This window comes from Novosphingobium beihaiense (genome assembly GCF_022832375.1).
Taxonomy (GTDB): domain Bacteria; phylum Pseudomonadota; class Alphaproteobacteria; order Sphingomonadales; family Sphingomonadaceae; genus Novosphingobium; species Novosphingobium beihaiensis.
Map to the genome: position 1 here is coordinate 25,930 of NZ_JALHLG010000047.1, position 8,016 is coordinate 33,945.

The following is an 8,016-nucleotide window of genomic DNA, read 5'->3' on the forward strand; positions in this document are numbered from 1 at the left end:
GTTGGCTCCAGCCGGATGATACATGTTCGCCTTGTCCTTTCCGGGCCGCGGACCGCCTGTTCGCAAGGGAAGCGGGGGCCGCGCCCGAGCCCCCCGAACTTCAGAACTGGAACGAGACCGCGCCCTTGAAATTGCGCCCCACCGCCGGACGCGTGGCGAGCGCGGGCTCGTAATAGGTGTCGAACAGGTTCTCGACGCTCAGGCGGAATGTCACGAACTTGAGGAAGCCAACCTCGGGCGAGAACGAGGCGCGCAGGTTGTGCACGTCGTAGCCCTCGTGGATCGTGCCGTTGGTATCGCGATCCTCGGCCAGAACGCCTTCCCAGCGGATATCGGCCACGCGGCCGAAGCGCTTGCCGATGGCCAGCTGGTAGGTGTTGGCGGGGAGATTGACCCAGTCGTTGACCTCGCCGCTGGTGAGCAGCCTGGTGCCTTTGACGATATTGCCGTTGAAATCGGCGTAGAACCCGCTCGGCGTCGCGTAGGACGCCTCGATCTCCAGCCCCTTGAGATAGACTTCGAGAACGCCCGAGTACGACGTGGTATCGGTCAGGTCCGTGTCGTAGTAATTGGCCTTGAGTGCGAAACGGTCGTTCTGCGTGAAGATCCCGGTGCGGTCGAACGAGGCGCCCGCCTCCCAGCTCTTCCCCTTTTCGGGCTGCATCATGTAGGTCTCATTCTCAAGATCGTCGAGAATGGGCATGCTGCGCGTCGTCGCCCAGGAGCCGAACGCGGCAAGGCCGAAAGGCAGTTCGTAGCGCGCCGAAACGCCGCCCATCAGCGCCTCGTTGGTATAGCTGACACGCGAACCGTCATCGAGCACGCCCTTGACGGTCGATGTTTCCCAGCGCGCCGCGGGAGTCAGCGTGAAGCCCCGGAACAGGCCGATCTCGTCGACCAGGAACGCGGCCATGCGCTTGTCGTTGCCGCCGGGTGCCGAGTTCGCGTCGCGGCGGTCCTTGTTGATGTACTCCAGCCCCGCGTGAAGGTTGTGGAGGACCGGGCCGGTCTGGAACAGCGCCGCGTTCTTGAGCGTGATCTTGGACGTTTCGTACTTGTGATCCGCGTTCACGACATCGAAGCCGCCCGGAGGGGCAAAGGGCGAACTGCCCTCGACATAGTCCTGCTCGATGTCTTGCGACGCGTATGTGTAAACAAGGCTGAGATTGACCGCGTCGTTCTCGATGGGATCGTAGTAGTATCCCACGACCAGCGTCTTCGACTTCGTATCGCGATCGACATTGCCGAAAGAGGCACCGGTGGTGCCGAAACTGTCATAGGGCCGGTCGCGTTCGGACGTTTCGGTCTGACTGAAGCTGGCCTTGATCGTATGCGCTTTGCCGGGGCCGAAGTGCACGGCGCCCTTGACGAGATAGCTGGGCAGCGAGAACGCACTGTTCTCGATCCGGTCGCCATGACCGTCCTTCTGCGTCCCGCCTTCGCGGTGGCTGTAGTTCGCCAGGAACTCGACGCTCTCGTTCGGCATCGCGGCGAGCGTCGTCGAGGTCGAGAAGCCGTTCTTGTTCGTCGCGCCCGACAGGTTCTGGTTGACGGTAAAGCCGGTCTTGCCGCCCAGATAGTCCGAGGCATCGCTGGTTTCGAGGCGCACCACGCCGCCGATCACGCCCGAACCATATTCGAAGCTGCCCACGGTGCCGCGGATCACTTCGGCGCGCTTGTAAAGCAGCGGGTCGGTGAAAAGCTGGGTGCCGATGCGGTAGAGCTCTTCCGAGCCGGTCGTCGCGCCATCGACGAGGATCAGCACCTTCTGGTCACTGCCATACGTGCCGTTGGCCCCGAAACCGCGAATGTTGATCCCCGAGCCAATCGGCGTCGAGCCGTTGATGAGCGTGACGCCGGGAATAGAATCGATCAGTTCGGCAATCGTATTCGCCTGCCGGTCCTCGATCTCCTCGCGGTTGATGACGGTGACAGCACTGGCGGTTCCGGTCTGGATCGCGCGGGTGCTTTCGCCGATGTCGATCGTGCCGAGGAACTGCTCGTCCGGGTTGCCTTCGGCGTTGTCTCCGTGCGCGCCTGACGGCTGTTGCTCTTGCCCCTCCCCGTCCTGAGCCAAGGCCAGCCCTGGCATTGAGATCAATGCACAGGCCGCTGCCGAAGCCCGCATGATCGCCTTGTTAACTGTACCGGTACGCAACACGTTTCCCCCTGGATATGCGTGAAATCTCGCCTAACGAGTAAATTGCAATTGAGTCTCATTAGCGAATTGTGCTCCATAGAGAAATGAGATTCGTTCGCAACAAGAAAGTTCGGAAAAATTATCCGGCGCCCGGTTCAGTCCGTCCCACGGCCGCCAGGACGGGCCCGGGCACACATAAACAGCGCCGGATCACACCCCCCTTCGCTTGCCGTCAGGGCCCAATTGCAACGCTGATCTTGCCAAGTTCCCGGCTGCCGCTGGCCGAGCCACGCGCCAGCACACCATTGCGCACCATGACCGGCACTTTCACTACTTCACGCCCGGCCTTTTCCCGCGCGGCCTCCACCACGACGTTGTAGGCCCCATCCGGCAGGGTTTCGACGCCGCGAAGCCCGATATTGTAATGTCCTGGCCCCCGGGTCGGCATGGAGATGCCATCGGCAGGCATCTCCAGCCCCCGCCCGCCCTTGCGCCACCACGCGCGCAGCTCGGGCAGCCAGCGAAGGCCGATCCTGGCCTGATCGTACATGACGCCGGAGACGGCAAGAGTCTGGCCAGAGGCATTCTCCAGCCAGACCGCGACATAGGGCTTGCGGTAATTGGCCTCGGATATCCTCGGCAGTTCGACCGTCACGGTACCGCTATGCGCCTCGGCCGAAACGGGAAAGACAATCGCCGCAAGAGCGAGACAAGATGATCGACGCATGAGTGCTGCTCCTCGGACATGAACGAAAGGCATGCGGACGGTCACAGCACGGATGAGCGCGGGCGCCAGATCCCGAAACGCCTGTCCGCATGACCCTGCATGGGCGCGTAACAACCCGAACCATTAAATATAATGCGAGTCATTTGCATTATTTGCAGCCACTACTGACGTGTCAGAGACCTGTCAACACGACGCCCCTCCCGGTTTTGCCGCGCAAATCTGCCGTAAGGAGAGCCCCCGCGAATCCATCGTAACGGCGGAAGCATAAGCGACAGGGCGCCGCGAACTGCGAAAATCCTCGGGATTCGCCAGGGATCGATGCACGTCCCCCTTCCGGGAGGGGCGCGATTCTGTTTTGTGATTTGGGATGAAGAGAGCCCAGGCCCGGCGAACGAAGGACCTGGAGGAAGAGAACCAGCGTCTCTTCGAACGGTATCGGATCTGACACTGGCATCCAGGCCCGTCGCGAGACCACTGGGGCAAGCCGGCGCCTTGGCAGGAATCTCTAAACGCTGGAGCGGTTTACCGCATGACCGGCATCGGCGGGCCGGGAGCGCGACGCCCCCGGCCCGCCGGGTATCAGAAGCTTACCCTTGCGCTCAACCGGATGTCGCGACCGGCCAGCGGCACGAAATCCTTGGTGAAGCTGGCGTGACGCCGCGCGTCGACGTCAAAGATGTTGTTTGCGGACAGGACGAGAACCGTCTCGTTGCGCTCGCCGAAAGGATGATACTGCACCGAGGCATTGACCAGCGTGAAATCGCCGGTTGGCGTTTCGAAGGCGGCCACGTCATCCTGCTCGAAGACGTGCTCGACCTCGATCCGCCCGCCGAACAAGCCGGCATCGGCCGAGAGGCCGCCGCGGACCCGCAGCGGCGGGATGCGCGGCACGTTGCCGCCCCCATCGACCAATTCGGCATCGGTCAATTCGGCATCGACATAGTCCGCCACCATATTGCCGGTCAGCCCGAAACGCCGGGTATCCACGAGACGTGCCTCGATTTCGCCCTCGATCCCGTAGTAGCGGGCATCGGTCTGCCGGAACTGGTAGACGGGAAGCCCGTCCTCCTCCTCGCCGGTTGCGGCTTCATAGATGTAGTCGTCGAACCACTGGGCGTAAGCGCTCAGGTTGAAACGCAGCGGTCCGCTCGATCCGCGCACATAGCCCTCGACACCCCAGCTCTTTTCCATCTTAAAATTGGGATTGCCGATTTCGAAGGCCTGGGTGGCGATGTGCGGGCCGTTGGGGAGCAGTTCCTCGGCAGACGGTGCACGCGTGACGCGCGATCCGTTTATCCCGATCTCCACATCCGGTGCGACATCGTAAGTCAGGCCTGCCGCACCCGAAAAGGCGTTGAACGCGCGATCGCTCCCGATCACCGGCGCATCCTCGCCAAGGCCGATCCGCACGGCATCGGCTCGGACGGAAGTGTGCTCGTAGCGCCCTGCCAGTTCGAGGCCGAGCGCGCCGAGCTGAAGCTCCTGAATGGTGAACACGGCCAGTTGCGCGGTCCGGTTGGGCGGCACGAAAGCTTCCGCGCCGATCGCCTTGAAATCGCGAATGAAACCCTGAAAGCCCGTTACGCCGCGCCAGCCGCCCCGGTTCGCCTGGACCAGTTCGAGACGCCCCTCGTAGGCATCGGAGCGAAACACCGTTCCGATTTCCTCGCCTTCGAATTCGGTGTGCTCGTAATCGGCATAGCCCATGCGCACACGCACCGCGTCGAGGAAATCGCCATCGACGTTGATCTGCCCGCGCACGTCCGCACGCCATTGCTTCATGCCGATCGTGACGGCTTCCTCGCCGTGCTCGTGACCTTCTTCCTCGTGGTCTTCACCCTCGTGATCCTCGTCGTGGTCCCCTTCCTCGTGGTGATGCTCCGCGCCGGGACGGGAAGGCACGCCGTAATTGCTGTCATAGTAGCCGACCGAGAAGCCCAGGCTGCCGCCATCGTTGATCAGCGCAAGACCGCCGCCCAGAGTGTAGGTTTCGACGCCGGAATTGGGAACCCGGCCGCGCAGGTTTGCCAGTTCGCTGGCTTCCTCGGCCTCGTCGAGATGGCCCTCCTCGGTCTCTTCGGTCGCAACCGCGCGCTGCTCGGCGCGCAGTTCGGGCGAAAGCACGAAGCCGCCCACACGCAGATCGTTCGCATGGCGGTAGCTGCCGTCGACGTGAGCCACGATGTTGGGCGCGAGGGAAAAGTCCGCCGCCGCCCCCGCGCTGACATCGTCGGCCGCCGAACCGAAGCCGCCCTGGGCATCGAGGTGGAAGCCGTCCTCGGGCATGCTGCGCGGAATACGCCGGTCGATGACATTGACGGCGCCGCCGATCGCCTGACTGCCGAACAGCAGCACGGCAGGCCCGCGCAGAACCTCGATACGCTCGGCGGTGAGCGGGTCGATCGTGACGCCGTGATCGGTCGACGTGTTGGAAACATCGAGCGAGCCCAGACCGTCGGTCAGCACCCGGATACGCTCGCCCTGAAAGCCGCGCAGCACCGGGCGCGAGGCACCCGGACTGAACGAAGTGGCGGAAACGCCCGGCAGCGCGGTCAGGGTATCGCCGATCTGGCCGCGCACATCGCGAACGAGATCATCGCCCGAAAGGACGGAAATCCCGCCGATAACATTCAGATCATCGACGTAGTCGGCGGTTACGAGAATGTCCCGGGACTGCTCGCCGTGGACGGCCGAAGTGTCGTGCCCGTGGCGTTCCTCGCCGTCCTGTGCCAGCGCGGGCGCGGACATCATGCTGCCTGCCAGAATGAGATACTTTAAACGACGCAAAGAAAACCCCCTGTTGAACCGAAAAGTCACGGCGTAACGATATACCATTACATCAATTAGCTTCCCGCCCTCGCCATCGCAATGCTGCACCTGCAAAAAACGGTCTGTGTCCTTCGCGCAACAGGCGAAACAGCCCCGATCCCGCGACGGTCGCCCGCGGCATCGCGGGATCGGCGCCCTTGCGCGATTCTTGCCAACGCCCGGTTCTTGCCATCGCGCGCTTCTGCACTGGACACCGAAAGGCCCAGTCTCTAGGAAGTTATGATATACCATTACCTTTCCAGCGGGAAACGATCATGCCCTCCCCAGCCAATCCCCTCCCCGTAACGGTGCTGTCCGGGTTCCTGGGCGCAGGCAAGACGACAACGCTCAACCATATCCTCGCCAACAGCGAAGGGCGGCGCATCGCCGTCATCGTCAACGACATGTCGGAGGTCAACATCGATGCCGACCTCGTGCGCGGGGGCGCTGCGGCGCTCGCCCGCAGCGAGGAAAGCCTGGTCGAGATGACCAACGGCTGCATCTGCTGCACCTTGCGCGACGATCTGCTGAAGGAAGTTCGTTCTCTGGCCGAAGCCGGCCGGTTCGACAGTCTGGTTATCGAAAGCACCGGCATCTCCGAGCTCCTCCCCGTCGCGACGACGTTTTCCTTCCGCGACGAGCGGGGCCGGTGCCTGGGCGACGTGGCAAGGCTCGATACCATGGTCACGGTGGTCGACGCGCTCAATCTGCTGGCCGACTATTCCAGCCAGGATTTCCTTTCCGACCGCGGCGAGAGCCTAGGCGAGGATGACACCCGCAGCCTAGTCGGCCTTTTGGTTGAACAGATCGAATTTGCCGATGTCATCATCGTCAACAAGGCCAGCGCCGTTTCGCCGGAACAGCTCGCCATCGTCAAGAAGCTCGTTGCCTCGCTGAACGCCGATGCCCGGATCATCGCCTGCGATCACGGCCGGGCGCCGCTGGATGCCATCCTGGCCACCGGCCTCTTCGACGAGGACAAGGCCGCCCGGCACCCGCTCTGGGCCAAGGAGCTCTATGGATATACAAGCCACCAGCCCGAGACCGAGGAATATGGGATCGAAAGCTTCGTCTACCGCGCGCGGGCGCCGTTCGATCCGGCCCGGTTCCACGCATTCCTGACCGAGGACGGTCTCGATCACGTGGTGCGGGCCAAAGGGCATTTCTGGCTGGCCACGCGGCCCGACTGGGTCGGCGAACTCGCCGTCGCCGGTGCGCAAACGGAGACCGCGCGCATGGGGCGCTGGTGGGCATCGGTTCCCAAACATCACTGGCCGGACGACGATCGCTTCGAACGCTTCGTGGCGCAACACTGGGACCGGACCTGGGGCGACCGCCGCCAGGAACTCGTCTTCATCGGCATCGGCATGGATGAAGCGCGAATTCGCGAAGGGCTCGATGCCTGCCTGGTGCCGGCTCGTCAGTTTGCGCCGCAATCGTGGCAGGCGATGCGCGATCCGTTTCCGAACTGGGAAGCTCAGGTGGAGGCGGCATGATGGCGACGCAAGCATGCGACAGCTTGTCCGCCACCGTGGCGTCTTCCTCGGCCGAAACCGTGCTCGATCGCATCGCGCAGCCCCGGCTCGCGCTTGCAATCTGGCAGAGGCCCGTGCCGCAGGCGCTTACAGCGCCGCTGGAAGAACTCGACCTCGCAGGTATCGACGATCTTCAGATCAGGCTTGAACTTCCCTTCACGCCTGGCACGCTGGCCGCCATTCTGGTTGCCAGGAACTACCCGGAAACCGCCGCGAAATTGCTGGCCTCCGATATCGCCTCGCTGGCCGGGCGCCTGTGCCGCGTTTCGGGCGCTCTCAAGATGAAAGTCCGGCTCGAGATCGTCGAGACCGACGCCTGCAGGAAGTTCCACGCGGACTTCACCGCCTTGCGCCTGATTACCACGTACCTAGGACAAGGCACGCAATGGCATCGGGCCGGAGAGCCCGGGACAACGGCGCAACTGAAGGCTGGCGAGGTGGCGATTTTCAAGGGCCGCCACCTTCTGGAAGACCCCTCGATCCTGCATCGCTCTCCCCCCATCGAGGGATCGGGAGAGCATCGCCTGCTCCTCGTGATCGATCAGGATCGGGACCGATAGCCCCGGGACGGATCGTGAATATCGCGGATGTCATCGGTCTGACCGGTGGCCTGCAAATGGCGCTTTTGCGCGCTTCCGGTGCTCACGTACAGAAAGTACGCTGCGCTCCGGGTCGCGCAAAACACCATTTTCGACTCACCCTGAACTGAATGCAGACAGCCCCTAGGGCCGTGACAATATCTCATTGATCGCGAGAATACTTGCGCTTGCGCGTCTGGCCTGCAAACGGACGGCACCACCCCGGTA

At 63.1% G+C, this 8,016-nt stretch carries 5 protein-coding genes; 2 read left to right on the plus strand and 3 right to left on the minus strand.

Annotated features, from left to right (window positions below):
* Positions 1-100 precede the first annotated feature (100 nt).
* The 3 genes from MTR66_RS18660 to MTR66_RS18670 all read right to left on the minus strand — a co-directional run bounded on the left by MTR66_RS18660 (position 101) and on the right by MTR66_RS18670 (position 5,654).
* Positions 101-2,092, minus strand: coding sequence for a TonB-dependent receptor plug domain-containing protein (locus MTR66_RS18660; RefSeq protein WP_243923774.1), 1,992 nt, complete (start codon positions 2,090-2,092; stop codon positions 101-103).
* Positions 2,093-2,372: 280 nt separating this feature from the next.
* A complete protein-coding gene (locus MTR66_RS18665) occupies positions 2,373-2,867 on the minus strand; it encodes a DUF2271 domain-containing protein (protein WP_243923776.1) in 495 nt (164 codons plus the stop codon).
* A gap of 579 nt (positions 2,868-3,446) precedes the next feature.
* Positions 3,447-5,654: a TonB-dependent receptor gene (locus MTR66_RS18670; protein WP_243923778.1), complete on the minus strand. Its 2,208-nt coding sequence runs from the start codon at positions 5,652-5,654 to the stop codon at positions 3,447-3,449.
* 296 nt (positions 5,655-5,950) lie between these two features.
* Between MTR66_RS18670 and MTR66_RS18675 the strand changes: the two genes are divergently transcribed.
* Together MTR66_RS18675 and MTR66_RS18680 are read left to right on the plus strand one after the other, a co-directional pair.
* Positions 5,951-7,171 (plus strand): GTP-binding protein, encoded by a 1,221-nt coding sequence (locus MTR66_RS18675; protein ID WP_243923780.1) that lies wholly within the window; start codon positions 5,951-5,953, stop codon positions 7,169-7,171.
* On the plus strand, positions 7,171-7,770 hold the full coding sequence (locus tag MTR66_RS18680) for a DUF1826 domain-containing protein (RefSeq protein ID WP_243923782.1): 600 nt from the start codon (positions 7,171-7,173) through the stop codon (positions 7,768-7,770). The genes MTR66_RS18675 and MTR66_RS18680 overlap by 1 nt, the downstream gene beginning before the upstream one ends.
* Positions 7,771-8,016 lie beyond the last annotated feature (246 nt).